Source organism: [Actinomadura] parvosata subsp. kistnae (assembly GCF_900323885.1).
Lineage (GTDB): Bacteria > Actinomycetota > Actinomycetes > Streptosporangiales > Streptosporangiaceae > Nonomuraea > Nonomuraea composti.
The window spans coordinates 201,337-223,269 of the sequence record NZ_OOHJ01000013.1 but is presented as its reverse complement, the minus strand read 5'-3'; the positions used below and the strand labels follow the sequence as shown (position 1 = coordinate 223,269).

The window sequence follows — 21,933 nt, the reverse complement described above, 5'->3', positions numbered from 1 at the left end:
GCCGGGTGATGGACTACCACTCCCAAATCGAGACGGAGGCCGCCCGCCTGGCGGCCCTGGCCGGCGACCTGTCGGTGCCGGTGCCGACCTGCCCCGGATGGACGCTCGCCGAGCTGGTCACGCACGTCGGCCAGACCCACCGCTGGGCCGCGCACGTGCTGCGCAACCGGGTGCAGGAGCGCATCTGGTCGCGGCAGGTGCCCAGCGGGCTGGCCGAGGGGCAGAGCGGTGACGCCGGCTGGCTGCGGGCGGGGGCGGCGGAGCTGGTGAAGGTGCTGCGCGAGACCGACCCGTCGATGGAGGTGTGGACGTGGGGGCCGGAGCGGCGGGCCTCGTGGTGGCCGCGCCGCATGCTCTTCGAGCTGGTGGTGCACCGGGCCGACGCCGAGCTCGCGCTCGGCGCCGACCCGGAGATCCCGGCGGGGACCGCGATCGACGGGGTCGAGGAGTTTCTCCACAACCTGCCGTCGGCCGCGTGGGTCACCAAGTCCTTGGCCGCGCTCGGGGCGGAGGGGGCCACGATCCACCTCCACGCGAGCGACGCCGACGGCGAATGGACCATCACGCAGGGCCCCGCAGGGACGATCTCGTGGGCGCGCGGGCACGCCAAGGGCGGCGCCGCCGTGCGCGGCCCGGTGAGCGACCTGCTGCTCCTCCTCTACGGCCGCCGCTCCCCCGCCGCGCTCACCGTGCACGGCGACGCTGCGCTCCTGGAACGCTGGCTGTCGGCCGCCGCCTTCTGACCGGAAAGGCCCTGACCGGAAAGGCCCTGGCCGACAGGGAAGGGCCCTGGACGCGCCGCCGCTCGGCGATCGGCGGCGTGCCCAGGGCGAGGGGTGATCGCCCGCCCCGGACGGGGACGCGGCCCGCTCGCGCCGCCGGTTTGTCGCGGGGAAGGCGCAGTCCGGCGGACGAGCGAATGATCACCTGCGGTGGAAGACCCCGTGCGAGGGAAGCTCTCCATCGCCAACTCCTCATTTCTCGAACAAGTCAACGATTCGCCGCGATGGCGACAACCCTATGTCGGTGTTTTCGAATGATTAATCGAGAAGTGTGCCGTGCACGGCCATCTCGGGCACCTCGGTGGCGAAGCCTTCGAGCGGCCGGTCGGGGCACCGCTCGCCGGTGACGGTGGCGGCCGCGATGCGGTCGAGGCGGAAGACGCGTACGTCGTCGCGCAGCCGGCACCACGCCACGAGATACCAGAACCCGCCGCGCCCGCCCAGGAACACCCCCGGCTCCACGTCACGCGAGGTGAGGGCGCCCTTGGCGTCGGCGTAGTCGAGCCTGAGCACGCGCCGGCGCAGCAGCGCCTCCTCGATCGCGCGCGAAATGCCCTCGGCGCCGAGCGGCCGGATCTCGCTGCCCTGCTCGGGCGGCAGCTGGACGAGCTGCACGCGCCGCGCCAGCTCTCTGGCCAGGTCGCCCTCGCGGCCCGGCATCGCGGCCACCACCTTGCGTAAGGCGCTGCGGGCCTGCCGCCCGAACGGCTGGTCGCCGGCCTGGCTGAGCGCCACGGCGATGGCCACGGCCTCGGCCGGGGTGAAGTTGAGCGGGGGCAGCGACATCTTCTTGTCGATGGCGTAACCGCCCTTGCGGCCCGGCTCGGCGTAGATGGGCACACCCGACTCCTGCAACGCCTGGATGTCGCGCTCGATCGTGCGCACGCTCACCTCGAACCGCTTGGACAGCTCGCGGGCGGAGCGGCAACGGGGGGCGATGGCGCGCAGGTCTTCGACGAGCGCGTAGAGCCGGTCGGTACGGTTCACAGCCGGAACGCTACGCCCCGCCACCGACAATCGCGGGCCGCTCGGCAGCCACGGGCACACTCTCGTAACCGCCGGGCCACAAGGGTCTCACGTCTGGGCCAGTGCCTCAGGGCCCTCTCGGCGAAAGCCCGCCGGAAACGGCTTGCTCTCGGCAGAGAGTACGCCCGAACCGGCTTTCCCGCCACGCAACGACGGGCCATTTTTCTAGTTCTGGCGGGTCCAGCCGAGCAGCCGGTCGAGCGGCCAGGTGTTGACGATCCGCTCCGCCTCGATGCCGCACCGGGCCGCGCGCTCGCACCCGTACCGCTGCCAGTCGAGCTGCCCGGGCGCGTGCGCGTCGGAGTCGATCGAGAACACGCACCCCATCTCGTACGCCAGCCGCATCAGCCGCTTCGGCGGGTCGAGCCGGTCGGGCCTGGAGTTGATCTCGACCGCCACCCCGAACCGGCGGCACGCTTCGAAGACCAGCTCGGCCTCGAACTCCGACTCCGGGCGCTTCACTCCGCGCTTCCCGCCGGCCTGCACCACCCGCCCGGTGCAGTGACCCAGCACGTCCACGAGGGGGTTGGCGATGGCGGTGACCATGCGGCGGGTCATCTCCTCGCCGCCCATGCGCAGCTTGGAGTGCACGCTGGCGACCACCACGTCGAGGCGTTCCAGCAGCTCGGGCTCCTGGTCGAGGGAGCCGTCGAGGTTCACGTCCACCTCGATGCCGGTCAGGATCCTGAACGGCGCCATCCGCTCGTTCAGCTTGGCCACCACGTCGAGCTGGCGCTCCAGCCGCTCGGCCGACAGCCCCTTGGCCACGGTCAGGCGCGGCGAGTGGTCGGTCAGCGCCCAATACTCGTGCCCGAGCGCGACGGCCGCCTCGGCCATCTCCTCGATCGGCGAGCCACCGTCGGACCAGTCGGAGTGGCTGTGCAGGTCGCCCTTGAGCGCCGCCCGCAGCTCCGCCGTCTCGGCGTCGAGCTCCACGCCCTCGGTCGCCCGCATCCTGCGCAAGTAGGTCGGAACCTGCCCATCGAGGCTTTCGTTTATCACGAGGGCGGTGACCTTCCCGATCCCGGGCAGGTCGCCGAGCGCGCCGCTGTGGGCCAGGTGGGCGAGCTCGTCGGGGGACAGCTCGGCCACGACCGCCGCGGCGCGGCGGAAGGCACGCACGCGGTACGTGGGCTCGCCCGCGCGCTCCAGCAGAAAGGCGATCTCGCGCAGGGCCTCGACCGGATCCATGCGTTCATTCATACCCAAGTGAACGACAAGCACAGGGCTCTACACATTGAACGGGGACAAGGGCCGCCGCTAGGCTGATCGGCCCAGGAAAGCAGGAGTTTGATGGCAAAACCGCAGGCGCCCACCGAGCCGCCGCGCAAATCGTCCAAGGTCGTCCCGCTGGTGGTGCTCGGCGTCCTGTCCGTGATAGTCGTCGGTTACTGTGCCGCCGTGGTCGACGACGACGAGGTCACCGCCGACTGCGTCGTCCAGCTGGAGGACGGCACGTACGAGGTGGTCGACGACGACTACTGCGACGACGACGGAGGCGGCGGCAGCAGCTACTACTACGGGGGCTCGCGCGGGGCGTACCTGTGGTACTACGGAGGGCGCCGGGTGGGCAACCGCGTCGAGGGCGGCACCACGCTGAAGCCGTCCGACGTGACCATCACCAGCCGCAGCGGCAAGGAGATCCAGCGCGGCGGCTTCGGCCGGAGCTGGACCAGCGGGGGCTGACCGATGCGCCGCGAGCACGCCGCTCCCAGGGACGGCTGGGAGAAGAAGATCGAGAGCCATGGGCTGGCCTACCACCGCGCCGCCCACCTGTCCGGGCTGAGCAGGCCCTATTGGGACGAGTCCGTCCACTACGTCTTCTCCCTCGACGAGGTCGAGGAGCTGGAGCGGCAGGTCGAGGAGCTGCACCAGATGTGCCTGCGGGCCGTCGACCACGTGGTCGAGGCCGGCCGCTTCGCCGACTTCGCCATCCCCGAGTGGGCCTGGGAGGAGGTCGCGCGCTCGTGGGAGCGCCGCGACGCCTACGTCTACGCCCGCTTCGACCTGCGCTACGACGGCACGGGCCCGGCCAAGCTGCTGGAGTACAACGCCGACACGCCCACGTCGCTGGTGGAGTCGTCGGTGGTGCAGTGGTTCTGGCTCCAGGACGTCTTCCCCGGCGACGACCAGTGGAACTCCGTCCACGAGCGGCTCATCGAGCGCTGGCGGGAGCTGCGCCTGCCGCCCGGCCCCACGCACTTCGCGTTCACCAACGCCGACGAGACGGGCGAGGAGGCCATGACCGTGGCCTACCTCCAGGAGACCGCCGAGCAGGCGGGCCTGCAGACCGTCGCCGTCGCCATGGAGGACATCGGCTGGGACTCCCTCAACCGCCGCTTCGTGGACGTCGAGGAACGCGTGATCCGCTCGGTGTTCAAGCTGTACCCGTGGGAGTGGATGCTGGCCGACGAGTTCGGCAGGCACGCCGTCCGGCACGCCACCTGGTTCGAGCCGCTGTGGAAGACGCTGCTGTCGAACAAGGCGCTGCTGGCGGTGCTGTGGGAGCTCAACCCCGGCCACCCCAACCTGCTGCCCGCCTACCTCGACGGCCCCCGCGACCTGACCTCCTACATCGCCAAGCCGCTGCTCGGCAGGGAGGGCGCCTCCATGCGGATCGTCACCCCCGAGGGCACCCAGGAGACGCCGGGGGCCTACGGCCAGGAGGGCTACGTCTACCAGGGCTTCGAGGCCCTGCCCGTCTTCGAGGGGCAGCGGCCGGTGCTCGGCGCCTGGATGGTCGCCGCCGAGGCGGCCGGTCTGGGCATCCGGGAGACCACGGGCCTCATCACCGACGACACCTCCTCGTTCGTCCCCCACCGCATCGCGCTTTGATCCCCACACTCACGCTCTTGCACGAATGGAACTGACGTGACCCTTCTCGAAACCCTCGCGCGCGGCGCGGGTGCCATCGCCGCCTACGCCGCCGTCGGCGTGATCCTGATGATCGTCGGCTTCTACGTGATCGACTGGGCCACCCCCGGCAAGCTGAGCGAGATCATCCGCAGCGAGCGGAACCCGAACGCCACCCTGCTGGCCACCTCCGCCCTGGCCGCCGTCGGCCTGATCGTGGCCGCCTCCATCTGGGCCTCCGGCGGCCGGCTCGCCGAAGGGCTGGCGGGCACGGCGGTTTTCGGCCTGGTCGGCATCGTGGTGCAGACGGTGGCGATGCTGGTCTTCGACCGGATCGTCGGGATCTCCGTACGTGACCTGGTCAAGGAGCCCGACCTGCAGCCGGGCGCGCGGCTGCTCGCGGTCACCCACGTGGCGATCGGCCTGATCACCGCCGTCGCGGTGATCTAGCACACGCCCGAACCACCGTTCCGGTCATCCGGAGGGACCTGGCACTCTAGGAGGCGTGACAGACCGGACCCGGGAGGACACCACACGCAGGCTCGAGCGAGCCATGGGCTCGCTCGGCACCGCGGCCATGGCGCGCATGGACGACCAGTTGCCGTGGTTCCGCGCGCTCAGCGCCGAGGACCGGTCGTGGGTGGGGCTCGTCGCGCAGGCGGGCATCGCCGCGTTCGTCGAGTGGTTCCAGCACGCGGGCGAAGACCGGCCGACACCCAGCATCGAGTTCTTCGGCACGGCGCCGCGCGAGCTCAAGCGCTCCATCTCGCTCCAGCAGACCGTCGACATCGTCCGGGTCGTGGTCGAGGTGGTCGAGGCGCAGACCCACGAGCTGGCCGCGCCCGGCGGCGAGGACCAGCTCCAGCAGGCCATGCTGCGCTACACGCGCGACGTGGCGTTCGCCGCCGCGCACGTGTACGCCCGCGAGGCCGAGGCCAGGGGCTCGTGGGACGCCCGGCTGGAGGCGCTGATCGTCGACGCGCTCGTGCGCGGCGAGGTGGACGACGGCCTGCACTCGTGGGCCGCCGCGCTCGGCTGGACGTCCTCCCCCGTGGTCGTCATCGCCGGTCACGCCCCCGACGACGACCCGCGCGCGGTCATCGACGGGCTGCGCGAGAAGGGCCGCCGCATCGGCATGGACCTGCTGGCCGGCGTGCAGGCCGACCGGCTGATCGTGATCGTCGGCGGCGCCGGCAGCGTCGACGACGCGGCCAAGCAGGTCGTGGCCCGCTTCGGCGTCGGGCCGATCGTCATCGGCCCCGAGGTCCCCGACCTGCACGCCGCCGCCAGGTCCGCCAGGGCCGCCCTGGCCGGGCTGAAGGCGTCCTGCGGCTGGCCCGACGCGCCCCGGCCCGTGCACGCCGAGGACCTGCTGGCCGAGCGGGCGCTCGACGGCGACGCCGACGCCAGGGAGCAGCTCATCGAGAACGTGTACCAGCCGCTCGCGGGCACCCCGCTGCTCGACACGCTCGCGACGTACCTGGAGCAGGGCACGTCGCTGGAGGCGACGGCGCGGCTGCTGTTCGTGCACCCCAACACCGTGCGCTACCGCCTGAAGAAGATCACCGAGCTGACGGGTTACCAGCCCACCGAGGGCAGGTCGGCGTTCACGCTCCAGGTGGGTCTGATCCTGGGCAGATTGTCGGAAAGCGCCGTTACGTGGCCGGCTCTAACGTAACGAAGCCGAAATCCCCACTGTAGGGATCCTACAAATCACCCAGGACAAAGTTCGTACGGATCTCCATCCGCGTGTCGAAGTTCTACAGGGCAAGGTGGTTTTTGTGCTTGTACTCGTCGCTCCGGGCCAAGGTGCCCAAACGCCAGGCTTCCTGACTCCATGGCTCGAGCTGCCTGGTCTGGCCGACCGGCTGGGCGCCTGGTCGGAGGTCGCCGGGATCGACCTGGTCGCCTACGGCACCACCGCCGGCGCCGACGAGATCCGCGACACCGCCGTCGCGCAGCCCCTGCTCGTGGCCGCCGCGCTGGCCTCCGCCGAGGCCCTCGGCGTCAAGCCCGACGTGCTGGCCGGGCACAGCGTCGGCGAGTTCGCCGCCGCCGCGCTGGCCGGGGTGCTCACCCCCGAGCAGTCGCTGCGCCTGGTCCGCGAGCGGGCCCAGGCCATGGCCAAGGCCGCCGCCGTCACCGAGACCGGCATGACCGCCGTGCTCGGCGGCGTCGAGGAAGAGGTGCTGGCCGGCATCGAGAAGCACGGGCTGACCCCCGCCAACATCAACGGCGCCGGCCAGATCGTGGCCGGCGGCACCCTGGAGCAGCTGGCCGCGTTCAAGGAAGACGCGCCGGCCCGCGCCCGCCTGATCCCCCTCTCCGTCGCGGGGGCCTTCCACACCCACCACATGGCCCCGGCCGTCGAGAGCCTGCGCGAAGCCGCCTGGAACGTCGTGCCGTCCGACCCCGGCATCACCCTGCTGTCGAACTCCGACGGGCAGGCGGTCGCCACCGGCGCCGAGTTCCTCCAGAGACTGGTCAACCAGGTCAGCAACCCCGTCAGGTGGGACGCCTGCATGGAGACCATGGCCGGGCTCGGCGTCACCAAGATGATCGAGTTGCTGCCCGGCGGCACGCTCACCGGGCTCGCCAGGCGCGGGCTGCGCGGCGTGCAGACCGTGGCGCTGAAGACCCCAGACGACCTCGACGCGGCCAGGGAGCTGATCAAGTGAGGATCCCCGACATCGCCCCAGGCGGCAAGGTGCTGGCCCTCGGCCACTACCAGCCGTCGCACGTCGTCACCAACGACGACCTGGCCAAGACCATGGACACCAACGACGAGTGGATCCAGTCCCGGGTCGGCATCAAGGAGCGCAGGGTCGCCCCCGACGGCGAGTCCGTCGAGGACATGGCCACCATCGCCGGCGGCAAGGCGCTGGCCGCCAGCGGCCTGTCCCCCGACGACGTCGACCTGGTCATCGTGGCCACCTGCACGCTCGAGACCCAGATCCCCAACGCCTCCGCCGTCGTGGCGCACCGCCTCGGCATCACCTCGCCCGGCGCGTTCGACGTCAACGCCGCCTGCGCCGGCTTCTGCTACGCGCTCGGCACCGCCGACGCCGCCGTCCGCGCCGGCACGGCCCGCAACGTGCTGGTCATCGGCGCGGAGAAGCTGTCGCAGTGGGTCGACTGGACCGACCGGTCCACCGCCGTGATCTTCGCGGACGGGGCCGGCGCGGCCGTCGTCGGCCGCTCCGAGACGCCCGGCATCGGCCCCGTGGTGTGGGGCAGCGCCGGCGACAAGTCCGACGCGATCTTCATCAAGGACCGCCACGACTCCCTCCACCAGGAGGGCCAGACGGTGTTCCGCTGGGCCACCACCGCGCTCGCCCCGGTGGCGCTCGAAGCCTGCGCGCGTGCCGGCGTCGACCCCTCCGAGCTGGCCGCGTTCGTGCCGCACCAGGCCAACCTGCGCATCATCGAGGCCATCGCCCGTAAACTGGGTGCCGACAAGGCCGTCATCGGCCGCGACATCGTCAACGCCGGCAACACCTCGGCCGCCTCCATCCCGCTGGCGCTGTCGCGCATGCTGGAGCGCGGCGAGGTCCAGTCGGGCGGGCTGGCGCTGGTGCTCGGCTTCGGCGCGGGCCTCACGTACGCGGGCCAAGTGATCGAGATCCCCTAAGTGCTTCGATCGGTCCTGATGGTGGTCCCGTCCGGGGCGCCCCGTAGGATCCGATCGTCCTACCAGCTTGTGCGGCACCGTTCGCACAGAAACCCGGAAGATCAGAAGGAGAACTAGCGACATGGCTGCCACCGAGCAGGACATCCTCCAGGGCCTCGGCAAGATCATCAACGAGATCACCGGCATTCCGGCCTCCGAGGTCACCCCTGAGAAGAGCTTCGTGGACGACCTCGACATCGACTCCCTGTCCATGGTCGAGATCGCCGTGGCCGCCCAGGACGAGTTCGGCGTCGAGATCCCCGACGACCAGCTCAAGAACCTGAAGACGGTCAAGGACGTCCTCAACTTCATCCAGGGCTGAACATCCGACTGATCAGTAAGGAGCGCGAAACGTGAGTGCGAACCGGGTACGTGTCGTCGTCACCGGGCTTGGCGCGACGACGCCCGTCGGTGGAGACGTCACCTCGACCTGGACGGCGCTCCTCGCCGGTCAGTCGGGCGTCGAGACCCTCACCACGGACTGGATCGACGCCGTTCCCGTGAAGTTCGCGGGGACGGCGGCGGTCGATCCCACCGAGGTCCTGCCCCGGCCCGAGGCCCGCCGCCTCGACCGCAGCGAGCAGTTCGCCCTCGTCGCCGCCAGGGAGGCCTGGCAGGACGCGGGCGCGCCCGACGTGGCGCCCGAACGGCTCGGCGTGGTGGTATCCAGCGGCATCGGCGGCATCTCGACCACGCTCAGCGCGTACGACACGTGGAAGGAGCGCGGCTGGAACCGGCTGTCGCCCTTCACCGTGCCGATGCTCATGCCCAACGGCCCCGCCGCCTGGATCGGCCTCGACCTGGGCGCGCAGGCGGGCGTGCACGCCACGGTGTCGGCCTGCGCGTCCGGCGCCGAGGCCATCGGCAGCGCGATGGACATGATCAGGGCCGGCCGCGCCGACGTCGTCGTCGCCGGCGGCACCGAGGCCGCCATCCACGGCCTCAACATGGCGGCCTTCGCCGCCGCGCGGGCCATGTCCCAGCGCAACGACGACCCGCAGGGCGCCTCCCGCCCGTGGGACCGCGACCGCGACGGGTTCGTGCTCGGCGAGGGCGCCGGCATCGTGGTGCTGGAGTCCGAGGAGCACGCCAAGACGCGCGGCGCGCGGATCTACGCCTACTGCGCGGGCGTCGGCTACTCCGCCGACGCGCACCACATCACGCAGCCCGAGCCCGAGGGGCGCGGCATCATCATGGCCATGACGCAGGCCCTGACCGACGCCGGCATCACCGGCCTCGACGTCAAGCACGTCAACGCGCACGCCACCTCCACCCCGGCCGGCGACGTCGGCGAGGTGCAGGCGGTGGCCAAGGCCATCGGCACCCACCCGCTGGTCACCTCGACCAAGTCCATGACCGGGCACCTGCTCGGCGGCGCGGGCGGCATCGAGTCGGTCTTCACCATCAAGGCCCTCCAGGAGCGGATCGTCCCCCGCACCATCAACCTCGACAACATCGACGACGGCATCGAGGTCGACCTCGTCCACGGCGAGAACCGCACGCTGCCCGCGGGCGACATCGCCGCCGTCAACAACTCGTTCGGCTTCGGCGGCCACAACGTGACGGTCGTCTTCACGGGAGCCTGAACGCCCTCCGGGGCACCCGGCGGCCTGCCCTGTCAGCCGCCGCCATGGGCCGCGTCATCCGCGGGTGACGTGGCCTGTCTGTGAGCGGGTGCCGGTCATCCGGCACTCCGGTGGTGCGCGACTCGCCAAAGACGTCGAGTCGCCGCACGCCAGTGTCCGCCCATCTTCAGTCGCCGGCTTGTCGAGCCGGCGGCTGCTCGCGTTCACGGGCTGGTGGGCTCGCCCAGCACCCGCACCACGCGCTCGCCCGTGCGACCCGCCGCTCGGTCATCAGCGCCCCGTCGTCCACCAGTACGGCGGCCGCGCCGCCGGGCGGCAGGTGTCTGCTCTCACTCTTTCAGATTGACGCCATCTCTCCTCTTATGGGCGTCTTTCACCGCTAAACGGCCGCGTGCAGCCAGCGGACGGGGGCGCCGTCGCCGGCGTACCGGAACGGCTCCAGCTCCTCGTCCCATGGCTTGCCGAGCATCTTGTCCAGCTCTTCCTCAAGCACGCACCGCCCCTGGGCGGCCATCATCATCGCGGCGCGCAGCCGGTCTTCGGGGATCATGATGTCGCCGGCGGCGCCGATGACCGCCGTGAAGGCGCCGAGTGTCGGCGTGTAGGCATGGCGGGAGCCGTCCACGCCGGGTGAGGCGTCCTCGGTGATCTCGAACCTGAGGCGCTGCCAGCCCATGAGGGAGGAGGCGATGGCCGCGGCGATGCCGGGGCGGCCCTCCCACTCCGCCTGCGCGCGCACGACGTTGGGTGCGGCGGGCTGCGGAGTCCACGTCAGGTCTACGGGCACGCCAAGGACACCCGCGACTGCCCATTCGATGTGTGGGCACAGCGCGGGCTGAGCCGAGTGGACGTAAAGGACGCCACGAGCAGACACCGGACCTCCCGTTTCGGTACGAGGTGCGCCTTCCCCAACGGCCTCGCCCCGGGATGATCACAAGTGACTAGGGAGAGACTACCGTCGGTCGCTACTCGACACCAGAGGGGGGCCATACCAAGTTGGTGCGGGAGTGGCGGGTGACAGCGGTCTCACGCAGGAAACATACCCGCCCATGGAAATCCAATCTGTCGGCGAGGCGTTCATCCGGCCAGGTCAGCTCCTGACCGACCGGACCGCGCTCGCCGCCGTGTCGCGCTGGACCCAGGCGGTCTCGGAGGCCGACGGCGTCTGCGTCGTGCACCTGTCGTCCGGCGTCGACCCCTGCGAGCTCACCGCCGAGCTTCGCGGCCAGGGTCTGCGGGCCTCCCCCAACCATGTGCTGCGCGGCCAGCCGCTGTTCTTCGGCGGCCCCGCGTCCAGGCCGTTCCCCACCCCGCCCATCCCGTACAAGGCGGGCAGGTCCCGCTCGCACGTGGTGGTGGGCCTGCTCGACACCGGCGTCACCAAGCATCCCTGGTGGGCCGGCAGCGACTGGTACGCGGGGGTCGGGCCTGAGGAGGCCGACGCGTACGAGGGGGCGCAGGCGGGGCACGGGACGTTCATCGCGGGCCTGCTGACGCGGCGGGCGCCCGGCGTGCGGCTGCGCGTGGGGCGGGTGCTCGACGGCGACGGCCTGACGGACGAGGCCACGGTGGTGCGCGCCCTGTACCGCATGCGGGAGCGGCCGCCGCAGGTGCTCAACCTGTCCTTCGGCTGCCACACGTTCGACGACCGGCCGCCGCCCCTGCTGTCGGACGCCATCGGCGCGCTGTCCGCGACCGTGACCGTGGCCTGCGCCGGCAACACCGGCTCCGACCGCCCGTTCTGGCCCGCGGCGCTGCCGTGCGTGGTGGGGGTGGCGGCGGTGGACGCGACGCAGCAGCGCCGGGCGCCCTACTCGGGTCACGGCACGTGGGTCGACGCGTGCGCGCGGGGCGACTGGCTGACGAGCAGCTATCTCGACGCGGGCGAGTACGGCGGGTACGCGGCGTGGAGCGGAACGTCGTTCGCCACGGCGCTGGTGGCGGGCGCGATCGCGGACGCGGCCAGGCACGAGCCGGCCAAGGAATGGATCAGGAACCTCCTTGACTCCGAGGAGACCCCGCAAATTCCCGATCTGGGGGTTCTCTTCCCCACGAGTCTGTAGAGTTTACGCTCAGTCCCCGGACAATCACGTGGAGGAATGATCTCCTCCTCGTGCCGGCGAAAGGAGGGCCGTATGCGCGATTCGGCGGAGCTGCTGACCGCCGCCGCCGACGGTGACCGGTCGGCCTGGGACGAGCTCGAATCGAGGTTCGGGCCGCGCATGTGGGCTGTGGCCCGCGCGTGCGGTCTGAGCCCCGCCGACGCGGCCGACGCCGTCCAGGGCACCTGGCTGCGCCTGCTGCAGCATCTGCGGAACATCAGGGATCCGGGGGCGGTGGGAGGCTGGCTGGTGACGACCGTGCGCCGCGAGGCCTTCCTGCTCCTGCGCAAGGACCTGCCGGTGGTCTCCTCCAGCGAGGCGGTCACCGAGGTCGATCCGGCGGCCGTCGTCCTGGAGGCCGACGACCGGCAGCTGCTCTGGAAGACGGTCTCCACCCTCAACGAGCCCTGCCGTTCGCTGCTCCAGCTGGTCGCCCTCGATCTCGGCAACCGGCAGGTGGCGTCGCGGCTCGGGATGCCCGCGGGCAGCGTGGGCCCCACCAAGGCGCGCTGCCTGGAGAAACTGCGCACTCTGATCTCGCTACAGGAGACAGCGCAATGATCAACGACGAGTATTTCCTGGCGGCACTCCGGCTGGAGGCCGGCACCGATCCGATCCCCCTCCGGGTGTCCTCCTCCTCGCGCGACGTCTGGCGGCTGCGGCTGCCCCACGCGGTGACCGCCACCCAGGAGGCCACCACGATCCGGAGCGTGCGCGCCGACGACAGCTCCCACCTGGTGCGCTTCGTCGCGACCGGCCTCACCTTCGACCTGGAGGTGACCGAGGGCGACGGGCTCATCGACGTCGCGGGCCACATCTCCCCCTATCCAGGAGAGGGTGCCCTCGTCGATGTGAGATCCCCGCACCTGACCCTGACCAGGCGCATCACGCCCAACGGTCATTTCGCCGTCACGGGCCTGCCACCCGGCTGGCTCAGCGTGGTGTGCCATCGGCCCGGGCACCTGCCCGTCCAGACCACATGGGTGCGGATCCGCCCCTGACCCGCCACCGCTGACCCGGCCGGGAGGCTCGCGCCACTCCCGGCCGTCTTGGATCGAGGCCGGCCATGAGCGCAAAACCGCACGCACCAGACTCGCCCGACGACCTCGACCCGCTCGTCAGAGCGGCCGAGGCCGCGCTGATGCGTGCCCTGGTCGATCCCGACCAGGCGCTGCGCGCCGGTCGGGTGATCATCGAGTCCGCCCGCCGCCACCGCTGCCCCGAGGCCGAGGCCATGGGCCTGCGGACGATGGCGCTGGCCGCCCGCGAGCTGGGCGACCTGGAGAAGGCCGAGCAGTACCTCCGCGAGGCCCTGGCCGTCCGCGACGCCCCGCCGCACCGGATCGCCCAGGCGCGGCTGTCCCTCGTCAGCGTGCGCACCGAACGCGGCCACCCCCTCCAGGCCCTCCGCCTGGCCGCCCTGGCCTGGGCGTACCTGGGTCCGCTCGACCGTGCCAAGCTCGACACCCAGCGCGCGGTCGCCCTGGCCCGCCTCGGCCGTTACCAGGAGGCCATCGCCTCCTGTGACCGGGCGCTGATGGCGCTGGTGACCGCGCCGGGCACCATCGACGACCGCCGGTTCCTGGCCGGCGGGCTGCTCAACCGCGGTCTCGTGCACGCCTACCGCGGCGACTGGGACGCCTCCATGCGCGACCTCACCGCCTGCCTGCAGATCTCCCAGTTCGCCGGCCTCTGGCACCTGGCCCGCCTGGCCGCCGCCAACCTGCCCTTCCTCGCGGTACGCCGGGGGGACATCGCCGGCGCTTTCCGGCACTACCGGGAGGCCGAGGAGACCCTGTTCGGCTACCCCGAGCGGCTGGCCTCGATGCGGGCCGACTTCGCCGGCGCCCTCCTGGCGGCGCACCTGCCGGGCGAGGCGGGCACCATGCTGCGGATGGCCGTACCCGACCTGGAGGCGGCGGCGGCGCTCACCGCGCTGGCCGACGCGCGGCTGAAGCTGGCCCAGGTGGAGCTGCTGACCGGCGACGCGCACCGGGCCAGGCAGGTGGCCGAGCAGGCGGCGGCCGAGCTGGCCGCCCAGGACAGAGTGTCGTGGCTGCCGCTGGCCAAGGAGGTCGTCCTGCGCTCGCGGCTGGTCCTCGAACCCGTCACGCCCGAGCTGGTCGCCGAGCTGATCACGTGCGCCGACGAGCTGGAGGACGCCTTCGCCCACCGGGCGGGCGCGGCGCTGCGGCTGGCGGCGGCCGAGGCGGCGCTCAGCGTGGACGACCACCCGACCGCCTCCGCCCAGCTCGCCCGGCTCACCCGGCACGCCGAGCGGCGCGATCGGTGGGTGCCCGCGGGCACCCGGCTGACCTCGCTGGCCTCCGAGCCGCAGGCCAGGCAGCTCGCGCAGGCGTCGGAGATCCCCGTGCCGGTGCGCCAGCACGCGCTGGCCCTCCAGGCGGCGCTGCAGGAGGACGTCGCGGGCGCCTTCCGCGCGGTACGCGACGGGCTGGCCGAGGTGAGCGGGCGGGTCGAGGCGTTCGAGGACCCGTCGCTGCGCGCCCACGCGGCCAGGGCCGGGGAGCGGCTGGCGGCCTACGGTCTGGAGCTGGCGGTGCGCGACGGGTGTCCCAGGGAGGTGTTCGAGTGGGCGGAGCGGTGGCGGGCCGTGGCCGCTCCCGCGCACGCCTGCGCGCTGGTGGATCCCGAACGCGTCCGCGCGGAGCTGGGCCGGGCGGCCCTGGTCGAGTACGTCGCCGACGGTGACGCGCTGCTGGCCGTCCTGCTGAGCGAGGACCGGCTGGTGCTGCGGCGGCTGGGCCCGCTGCGGCCGGTCATGGACACCATCGTGCGGCTGCGTCACGCGCTGCGCCGCAACAGCGGCCGGGCCGACGTCGAGGAGGCGGCCACCGAGCTCGAACGGCTGGTGCTGCGGCCCTTCGCCGCCGAGCTGGCCGACCGGCCGCTGGTCGTGGTGCCGGTCGGGGCGCTGCACACGGTGCCCTGGGGTGCGCTGCCGTCCCTGAGGGAGCGGCCGGTCAGCGTCGCGGCCGGTGCGGCCGCCTGGATGCGGGCCCGCACCGCCCGCACCGCGCGCTGCGGCGGCCCGCCGCGGGTGGTGGCGGCGGCCGGGCCCTCGCTGAGGCACGCCCAGTCGGAGGTGGAGCACGTGCTGGCCTGCCATCCCGGCGGGCGGCAGGTGGCCGGGCGGGTCGGGCCCGTGCTGGAGGCGCTGGGCACGGCCGACATCGTGCACCTGGCCGCCCACGGGGCCTTTCACGCGCGCAGCCCGCTGGTGTCCGGGATCACGCTGGAGGACGGGCAGCTCATGGCGTACGACCTGCTGGACGTCTCCCGCTCGGCCGCTCTGGTGGTGCTGTCGGCGTGCAACGCCGGGATGTCCCGCGCGCCCGTGGAGGGGGCGCCGCTGGGGCTGCCCGGGACGTTCCTGGCCAAGGGGTCGGCGTGCGTGGTCGCCGGCATGGTGCCGGTGGAGGACGAGACGGCGCGGGCCGTGATGAGCACGTTCCACGAGCTGCTGGCGGCGGGGCGGTCGCCGGACGTGGCGCTGGCCATGGCGGCGGCGAAGGCGGACGAGACGGGGTTCGTCTGCTTCGGCGCGGGCGACCAGCCCTTCTGCTGACCTTCCGTCACTTGGCTGCCTCATCGTCACCGAGTGGCGGGATGTGGTGGTTGATGCGGAAGAGGTCGTCCGGGTCGTGGACGGCCTTGAGCGCGGCCAGCCGGCGGTGGTCCGCCTCGGTGTAGGCGCGCCTGACCCGATCGGGAGCCGCGTCGGGGTCGAACAGGAAGCCCGGGAGCATCGCGCCGGTGTCCCAGGGCCGCAGCCGCTCCAGCACCTCGTCCGCGGTCTCGCGCGCTGCCACGGCCTGCCCCGGGGGCGCCGGGACGCGCAGCCACAGGTGGAAGGCGGCGCCCTGGGTGCTGACCGCGTGCGGCCGGCGGGGCGCCCGGTTCAGCGCCCCGCCGAGCTGCCGCAGCTCGATGCCGGGGGACGACCCGCCCGGCGCCGACGGGTCGATGAGCGAGACCAGCTCCGCCACCGCCTCGTCGTCCAGCTCGTGCAGCAACGCGCTGCGCAGGTGCGCCGACACCGGGTTCTTGGGGTCCTGGTAGATCCCCGTGATCTCCGTGTACGGCATGGCGGCGCAGGTGTCCCGCTCCGGCTCCAGCGCGCGCAACGGCTCCACGGCGCTCGCGTCGTCCCCCATGAGGACGACGCGGATCTGCATGAGCGAACGCCCCCGGAACTCCTCGGGCAGTTGCGGCACGTCGGGCAGGCGCATCAGCGTCACCGACGAGGACATCTCGTCCGGCTGGTCCTTCGTCCAGGCCAGGTAGGAGCGCAGCACGTGGGCCGCGCGCGCCGGGTCCTCGGCCCCGTACGTGAGCGTGCCGCCGTAGATGGTGCGCAGCGGGAGCAGCTCGATCTCGGCGGCCACCACGACCCCGAAGTTGCTCTTGCCGCCCCGGACGGCCCAGAACAGGTCCGGCTCCTGAGCCGGCGAGACGGTGCGCAGCCGGCCGTCGGCGGTGACGAGGTCGAGCGAGCGGACGTGGTCGGCGGCGAATCCGTACGTACGGGCGGCCAGCGGCAACCCGCCACCGGTCAGGAAGCCCATCACGCCGACCTCGCCGGAGGAGCCGCACAGGGGCACCAGCCCGTGCTCGGCCGTCCCGGCCAGCACCTCGCCCCACCGCAGGCCCGCGCCGATCCTGGCGGTGCGTGCCGCCGCGTCCACGCGCAGCTCGCGCAGCTCATTGGTGGCGATGAAGACGGCTCCGTCCGCGGGCACGGACTTGCCGTGGCCGGTCGATTGGACGGCGATCGGGCGGCCCGTGCGTGCGGCGAACCGGACGGCGGTGACGACGTCGGCCGCGTCGGCGGCCACCACGATCACGGCGGGGCGGTGCTCGACGGTCAGCAACCAGCCGGAGCAGGCCTCCTCGAAGCCGGGGTCGCCCGGGTAGAGGGTGCGGCCGTGGACGGAGGTGAGCAAAGTCTTCTCGGACATGTCAGGGGGTCGCCTTTCATTATTGGCAAGACCAATGTTGGCGCTACCAACATTACACGGAATCGTGGGTCCGGCCAACAGTTGGGCTACAGGACTGTCAGGCGGCCGTACTTGGACAGGGTGGTGGCCAGGTCGCCGGGTTCGCCGCGGAGGGTGGCGTCGAGGAAGGCAGCGGTGGTCGCCGCGGTGATGTGAGGTCCGGCGGTCCGGCCGAGGGAGCCGACGAGGGTGGGCAGCGGGGGCAGGAAGAGCGGGGCGTCGGTGAAGGTGAGGTGGGCCGAGCCGGGGACGGTGAGCCGGTAGCCGGTCGCGGTGCTGAGCTGGAGCACCTGCGTGAGGCGAGAGATGTAGTCCTGCTCCTCGCCCTGCCGCACGTCGTGGGTGAGCGCGAGCACAGGCTGGTCGAACGGCCGGGGGGCGGGGTCCCGGGGGTAGCCGTCGATGTCGATGACGGCGGCGAAGCGGGGGTCCTGGCGGGCGGCCTGCAGCGCGGCGGCGCCGCCCAGGGAGTGGCCGGTGGCGGCGGCCCGGTCGATGTCGAGCCGTCCGGTCAGCGGGCCCTTGATCTCGCCGCGGTCCAGGCGGTCGAGCTGGGTGAGGACGAAGCTGAGGTCGGCGGCCCGCACCGCGGTCCAGCCGGCCGCGCGCCTGTTGTCCTCGGCATCGTCGCCGGTGGCGGTGACCCGGGTGCGGATGGCGCGGCCGTCGTCGAGGGTGACGACGGCGGAGTCGTACGGGTGGTCGATGGCCGCCACGACGTAACCGCGGCTGGCCAGTTCCTCGGCCCAGGCGGTGTTCTGGGTGCGCACGCCGCCGAGACCGGGCGAGAACAGCACCACCGGGAACCGGCCCGCCGCTGCGGGGATGTCGGGCACCGAGCGGGAGCGGGCGCGGGCCGCCTCGTCGAGGATGAAGCCCGGCAGGCCGAGGTAGCCGGCCTGGCCGCGGGCGACGAGCCGGGCCTCCCGCTCGGTGCGGCCCAGGTACCAGGCCCGCCGGGCGGCGGGATCGCCTTGTGCGGGGTACCAGAGCTGGACGACGACCGTGCGCTTGTCGTCGGTGCGGGAGGTGGCGGTTTCCGCCCGATCAGGGTCGGTCCACTGCACCACGGTGGTGCCCGTGGCGTGCGCGCCCGACGGCTCGGGGAACACGGGCAGGGGCAACGCCCACGCCGCCACCGCGCCCGCCAGAACCAGCGCCAGACACGCCGCCGACCCCGGCAGGGCCAGCCACCACCTGGCCCGCCGCACGGGCCTGCGCAGCAGGATGGGAACGGCGAACGCCAGCGCGATGGCACCACCCACCAGGACGGGGACGAGCTGCCAGCGCAGGCCGAGCACGGCCAGCACGATCGCGGACACCACGAGCACCACCGCGCCGGCCCACGTCGAGGGGCGGCGCGCGCCGGGCGGCAGCCAGCGGGCCAGCACCAGCACGACGGCGGCCGCCAACGCCGAGAGCTCTGCCAGGGACAGGCCGAAGAACAGGGTCACAGTCATGTTGATCACGGTGTCGGAGTGATCTCAGCCGGACAACGGCCTCAATGCGGAGAGCTGTGCGCCACCCCGGTATGACCCTCTACGGCCGGTGTGCGACCAGGGTCGTAGGACCTCTTGGCCCGGGTCCTGGCGGGCCTGTGACCATGGTGCGGGCGGCCCGTCGTGGCTTACCGGTCGCCGGTGGCGACGGGGCGGGACGGGTCGGAGACCCAGTCGGACCAGGAGCCGACGTACAGGGACGCGGGCAGGCCCGCCACCTCCAGGGCCAGCACCTCGTGGGCGGCCGTCACCCCCGAGCCGCAGTACGCGCCCACCGCCTCGCCTTCCCGCACGCCCAGCCCTCCGAAGCGGGCACGGAGCTCCGAGGGGGCGAGGAAGCGGCCGTCGGGGCCGAGGTTGGCGGTCGTGGGGGCGCTGACCGCTCCGGGCACGTGCCCGGCCACCGGGTCGATCGGCTCCACCTCGCCCCGGTAACGCTCCGCCGCGCGGGCGTCGAGGAGGATGCCCTGGCCGGCCAGCGTGGCGGCCTCGTCGGCCGTCAGGGCGGGCATTCCGCCCGGCCGCGCAGTGAAGTCGCCCGGGACGGGCTGCGGGACGTCCTTGGTGACCGGCAGGCCGGCCTCGATCCAGGCTTGCAGGCCGCCGTCGAGCACGCGGACGTCCTGGTGGCCGAAGTAACGCAGCGCCCACCACGCGCGGGCGGCGACCGTGGCGCCGGCGTCGTCGTAGACGACCACCGGGCGCCCGCCGGAGACGCCGAGCCGGCGCATGGCGCTCTCGAACGCCGCCGCGTCCGGCAGCGGGTGCCGCCCGCCCCGCCCACCAGCGCTGGTCGGGGCGGCGAGGTCGGTGTCGAGGTCGCAGTAGACGGCGCCCTCGATGTGGCCCTCACGGTAGAAGTCGAGCCCGGGCGGCCCGCCGAGCCGCCACCGGACATCGAGCACCGTCACCGCCCCCGCGGGCTCCGTGAGGGCGGCCAGGTCGGTTGCGGTGATCAAGGGGCTGGTCAAGGCCGTACCTCCAGGAGCGGGACGTGCTGTTCGGCCGCCGTGAGCGAGCCGTGGTAGCCGGTGAAGAGCGCCTCGATGCGGTGCCGCGTCGGGGCGGTGATGGCCAGGTCGGTGTGCGGGACGGCCACGACGTCGCCGATGCGGGACAGCCACGCGTCGCGTACGTGCGGCCCGAACCAGCCCGACTCGACCGCCTCCTGCCTGGACACCACCCACGCCTTGCCGCGCAGGGTCTCGCGCCACGCGTCGAGCACCTGGCCGGCGGCCCCCGGGCGGGCGTACACGTGCCTGGCCCTGGCCTCGCCGCCGAGCAGCGCCACCCCGTCCGTCAGCTCGGGGACGCTCTCGGCGTCGATCTTCTCGGTGGCGTTGACCATGCCGTGGTCGGCGGTGACGTAGAGGGCGGAGCCTGGCGGCAGGCCCTCGGCCAGCCGCCGCGCCATGTCGTCGACGAGGGCGAGCTGGCGCAGCCACTCCTCGCTGCCCCAGCCCGTCATGTGGCCGGCGGCGTCGAGGTCGCCGTAGTAGACGGTCACGTACGCGGGCCGCCGCTCGCGCAGCGCCTCGTGCACGCGGGCCACCCGGTCGTCGACCGAGTCGGCCGGAACGTAGCGGACGCCCCGGTAGACGGCCCTGGTCAGGCCGGTGCCCTCGAACTGGGCGGGGCCCACGTAGACCGGCTCGACCCCGGCCGCGGCGGCACGCTGGTAGACGGTGGTCGCGGGCTGCCACTCGTCGGGATCGACGGTCATGCCGTCGGGGTGCGTCCACCGCAGGCAGTTGAGCAGGTGGCCGGTGCCGGGGACGGCCAGCATCAGCCCGACCATGCCGTGCTCGCCGGGCGTCAGGCCGGTGCCCAGCGTGCACAGGCTCGTGACGGTGGTGGCAGGGAACCCGGCGGTGAGCGTACGGGCGGTCATGCCGGACGTCAGGAACGGCGCCGCCTCGGGGTGGGCCCGCAGCAGCTCGGCGCCGAGGCCGTCGACCAGGAACAGGCACACGCGGTCGGCCTGTTCGAGGGCCAGCGCGTTCGGCTCGCGCAGGCCCAGGGCGGCCAGCAGCGATCGCGGCACCTCCGCCAGCGACGCACCGCCGTATCCCGGCAGCAGCATGGGCCTCAGTCTAGACCCAGGGTGATCTCGGCTCGCGATGATCTTTCGCCTGATCCCGCTGCGGATCCCGCCGCTTTGACCCACCGCTTATCCCGCCGCCGATGCCAGACGCTGATGCCGCCGCTGACGCTGCCGCTGGTGCCGCCGCTGATCCCTCCGCACGGGCAGGGGCTGCTGGTGCCGCCGCTGACGCTGCTGCTATCCCGCCGCCGATGCCAGACGCCGATGCCACCGCTCACACTGCTGCTGATCCCGCCGCACGGGCAGGGGCTGCTCGGCAGTGCCGTCCTCGGTGTCGTGTCTGCGGCGCGTCGAAGCCGTGTCAGCGGTGACCGCCATCAGGCGAGCGGATGTCGCTGCTTGCCGAGCGTGCGACCGCGCGAGCTGCGCCCGGGGCGGTGTGGGGCGACCCCAGGCAGCCGGCCGGCGTGCGCGAGTGGCTGGGCAGGCTGGTCACCCAGGAGGACGGCCCCGGGGGCGCCGACCTGCCGAGGCAGCAGGCGATCGACCGGCCGGCGATGCTGACCGATCAGCCGGTCGCCCCTGAGCAGGGCGATCCCTTGCCCGGAGCGCCGCCACCACCCGACGGGCGGGCGCGGCACGGGGCGGGGTCAGGAGGTGGCGCGGGCGGTGGCCTCGGACAGGGCCTTGGCGAAGGCGAGGACGTGGGTGACCGCCTCGGGCCCGTCGGCGGCCTCGCTGACCCTCAGCGACAGGTCGTCGGCCGTGATGGCGCCCGTGTAGCCGTGGTCGGCCTCGCAGTTCTCGTCGCCGCACGTGGCCGGCTCGAGGTCCACGTGGGAGATGGCGCCCCACCCGATCGTGAGCGTCACCTCCGTGGGAGGGACGCCGGGGACGTAGGAGGCGGGATCGGGCACGACGCGGGTGACGGCCACCGACTGGACGCGGCTCAGCCGCACCGCCTCGGTGGTGGTGGAGGCGTGGGACGCCGAGACGCCCTCGACCGCCGGGTGCTCGTCGGTGTGGCAGACCAGCAGCCGCGTCGCCGACAGCACCAGGACGGTGACGTGCCGGCGGACCTCCATCGCGGGATCGAAGGTCGCCTCGTGGTGGACCACGAACGCGGTCACGGCCTCCTTGCCCAGCGCGGATTCGACCGCATCGGTGACGAGGTCGGGGTAGTAGCCGCTGCGCTCGATCGCTTCACGCAGGCCCGCGGCTGAGACTCGGGTTTCCCTCATGGCTCCATCCTGCCAGGACCGGGCGGTGCACTCACCCGGCGGACATAACGCTCTATAACGTCTTTTGTCTGGGCAACTGCGGGCACTTGGGTCACTTCATTCGCTGAGG

21 protein-coding genes are annotated in these 21,933 nt (G+C 72.8%); 13 read left to right on the top strand and 8 right to left on the bottom strand.

What is annotated here, in order from left to right; genetic code table 11:
- Positions 1-8 precede the first annotated feature (8 nt).
- Positions 9-743, top strand: coding sequence for a maleylpyruvate isomerase family mycothiol-dependent enzyme (locus tag KIS93_RS14315; RefSeq protein WP_080046339.1), 735 nt, complete (start codon positions 9-11; stop codon positions 741-743).
- 297 nt (positions 744-1,040) lie between these two features.
- Here KIS93_RS14315 and KIS93_RS14310 read toward each other — a convergent pair whose 3' ends face one another.
- Positions 1,041-1,769 carry a helix-turn-helix transcriptional regulator gene (locus KIS93_RS14310; protein ID WP_080046338.1) on the bottom strand — a complete coding sequence of 243 codons (729 nt, stop codon included), beginning with the start codon at positions 1,767-1,769 and terminating at the stop codon, positions 1,041-1,043.
- 204 nt (positions 1,770-1,973) lie between these two features.
- On the bottom strand, positions 1,974-2,999 hold the full coding sequence (locus KIS93_RS14305; protein ID WP_080046337.1) for a PHP domain-containing protein: 1,026 nt from the start codon (positions 2,997-2,999) through the stop codon (positions 1,974-1,976).
- A 102-nt stretch (positions 3,000-3,101) separates the two neighbouring features.
- Between KIS93_RS14305 and KIS93_RS14300 the strand changes: the two genes are divergently transcribed.
- From KIS93_RS14300 to fabF, 8 genes are all read left to right on the top strand, one after another.
- Entirely contained in the window at positions 3,102-3,494 is a 393-nt protein-coding gene (locus KIS93_RS14300; RefSeq protein ID WP_080046336.1) for a hypothetical protein, read from the top strand.
- A gap of 3 nt (positions 3,495-3,497) precedes the next feature.
- A complete protein-coding gene (locus tag KIS93_RS14295; RefSeq protein WP_080046335.1) occupies positions 3,498-4,643 on the top strand; it encodes a glutathionylspermidine synthase family protein in 1,146 nt (381 codons plus the stop codon).
- A gap of 36 nt (positions 4,644-4,679) precedes the next feature.
- Positions 4,680-5,111, top strand: a complete 432-nt coding sequence (locus KIS93_RS14290; protein WP_080046334.1) for a DUF350 domain-containing protein — start codon at positions 4,680-4,682, stop codon at positions 5,109-5,111.
- Positions 5,112-5,214: 103 nt separating this feature from the next.
- Positions 5,215-6,339, top strand: a complete 1,125-nt coding sequence (locus KIS93_RS14285; protein WP_080046333.1) for a PucR family transcriptional regulator — start codon at positions 5,215-5,217, stop codon at positions 6,337-6,339.
- A 103-nt stretch (positions 6,340-6,442) separates the two neighbouring features.
- Complete coding sequence (locus KIS93_RS14280) at positions 6,443-7,339, top strand: ACP S-malonyltransferase (RefSeq protein ID WP_080046332.1); 897 nt, start codon at positions 6,443-6,445, stop codon at positions 7,337-7,339.
- On the top strand, positions 7,336-8,292 hold the full coding sequence (locus tag KIS93_RS14275) for a beta-ketoacyl-ACP synthase III (protein ID WP_080046331.1): 957 nt from the start codon (positions 7,336-7,338) through the stop codon (positions 8,290-8,292). Before KIS93_RS14280 ends, KIS93_RS14275 begins: the two co-directional genes overlap by 4 nt.
- Positions 8,293-8,413: 121 nt before the next feature.
- The gene (locus KIS93_RS14270) at positions 8,414-8,653 is read left to right on the top strand and encodes an acyl carrier protein (RefSeq protein ID WP_080046330.1); all 240 of its coding nucleotides are present in this window, start codon (positions 8,414-8,416) and stop codon (positions 8,651-8,653) included.
- Positions 8,654-8,684: 31 nt separating this feature from the next.
- Positions 8,685-9,917, top strand: a complete 1,233-nt coding sequence (gene fabF, locus KIS93_RS14265) for a beta-ketoacyl-ACP synthase II (protein ID WP_080046329.1) — start codon at positions 8,685-8,687, stop codon at positions 9,915-9,917.
- Between the two features lie 379 nt (positions 9,918-10,296).
- Here the strand turns inward: fabF and KIS93_RS14260 are convergent, their stop codons facing one another.
- A complete protein-coding gene (locus tag KIS93_RS14260) occupies positions 10,297-10,791 on the bottom strand; it encodes a DUF3145 domain-containing protein (RefSeq protein ID WP_080046328.1) in 495 nt (164 codons plus the stop codon).
- Between the two features lie 175 nt (positions 10,792-10,966).
- Between KIS93_RS14260 and KIS93_RS14255 the strand changes: the two genes are divergently transcribed.
- The 4 genes from KIS93_RS14255 to KIS93_RS14240 all read left to right on the top strand — a co-directional run bounded on the left by KIS93_RS14255 (position 10,967) and on the right by KIS93_RS14240 (position 15,608).
- Positions 10,967-11,980, top strand: coding sequence for a S8 family peptidase (locus KIS93_RS14255; protein WP_080046327.1), 1,014 nt, complete (start codon positions 10,967-10,969; stop codon positions 11,978-11,980).
- A gap of 72 nt (positions 11,981-12,052) precedes the next feature.
- Positions 12,053-12,580 carry an RNA polymerase sigma factor gene (locus KIS93_RS14250; protein WP_080046326.1) on the top strand — a complete coding sequence of 176 codons (528 nt, stop codon included), beginning with the start codon at positions 12,053-12,055 and terminating at the stop codon, positions 12,578-12,580.
- Complete coding sequence (locus tag KIS93_RS14245; protein ID WP_080046325.1) at positions 12,577-13,020, top strand: peptidase associated/transthyretin-like domain-containing protein; 444 nt, start codon at positions 12,577-12,579, stop codon at positions 13,018-13,020. The genes KIS93_RS14250 and KIS93_RS14245 overlap by 4 nt, the downstream gene beginning before the upstream one ends.
- Before the next feature lie 65 nt (positions 13,021-13,085).
- On the top strand, positions 13,086-15,608 hold the full coding sequence (locus KIS93_RS14240) for a CHAT domain-containing protein (RefSeq protein WP_080046324.1): 2,523 nt from the start codon (positions 13,086-13,088) through the stop codon (positions 15,606-15,608).
- Positions 15,609-15,615: 7 nt separating this feature from the next.
- On the opposite strand, the gene KIS93_RS14235 is transcribed toward KIS93_RS14240, so the two are convergent.
- From KIS93_RS14235 to KIS93_RS14215, 5 genes are all read right to left on the bottom strand, one after another.
- Entirely contained in the window at positions 15,616-17,001 is a 1,386-nt protein-coding gene (locus KIS93_RS14235) for an FAD-binding oxidoreductase (protein ID WP_080046323.1), read from the bottom strand.
- Between the two features lie 86 nt (positions 17,002-17,087).
- A complete protein-coding gene (locus KIS93_RS14230) occupies positions 17,088-18,500 on the bottom strand; it encodes an alpha/beta hydrolase family protein (RefSeq protein ID WP_080047640.1) in 1,413 nt (470 codons plus the stop codon).
- A gap of 167 nt (positions 18,501-18,667) precedes the next feature.
- Complete coding sequence (locus KIS93_RS14225) at positions 18,668-19,510, bottom strand: sulfurtransferase (RefSeq protein WP_080046322.1); 843 nt, start codon at positions 19,508-19,510, stop codon at positions 18,668-18,670.
- The gene (locus tag KIS93_RS14220) at positions 19,507-20,622 is read right to left on the bottom strand and encodes an alkaline phosphatase family protein (RefSeq protein ID WP_080046321.1); all 1,116 of its coding nucleotides are present in this window, start codon (positions 20,620-20,622) and stop codon (positions 19,507-19,509) included. The genes KIS93_RS14225 and KIS93_RS14220 overlap by 4 nt, the downstream gene beginning before the upstream one ends.
- Before the next feature lie 611 nt (positions 20,623-21,233).
- Positions 21,234-21,824 carry a DUF5998 family protein gene (locus tag KIS93_RS14215; RefSeq protein WP_080046320.1) on the bottom strand — a complete coding sequence of 197 codons (591 nt, stop codon included), beginning with the start codon at positions 21,822-21,824 and terminating at the stop codon, positions 21,234-21,236.
- Positions 21,825-21,933: the final 109 nt, after the last annotated feature.